The following is a 266-nucleotide window of genomic DNA, read 5'->3' as shown; positions in this document are numbered from 1 at the left end:
ATATCGTGCTGCCTTTATGGATCATCTCCATTATCCACGGGCTGAAAGTGCGGGCGGCTTATTTAATACAGCTTGATGTGTTTAAACAAAACGTCGAAGCAAGAGCGTTTGAAGCGGTAAGGCATGAGGCTGAAGCAAAATTCGGCGGAAAACCCGCTCATCGCATTGATCTGACAAAACAGAGATAAAAACAAATGACAAAGCCGGTATCTCGTGCTTTGTCATTTGCATGACCGGCCTATTGCTGGTATGAATGCTGCTGAAAC

General features: G+C 45.1%; 1 pseudogene. It reads left to right on the top strand.

What is annotated here, in order from left to right:
- Nucleotides 1-188, top strand: a pseudogene (locus R0K30_RS22250) (hypothetical protein); the annotation flags it as partial.
- Between the last annotated feature and the right edge of the window lie 78 nt (nucleotides 189-266).

Origin of the sequence: Bacillus sp. SIMBA_154, from assembly GCF_046536015.1 — a bacterium.
GTDB lineage: Bacteria > Bacillota > Bacilli > Bacillales > Bacillaceae > Bacillus > Bacillus pumilus_P.
This window is presented reverse-complemented; position numbering and strand designations above follow the sequence as displayed.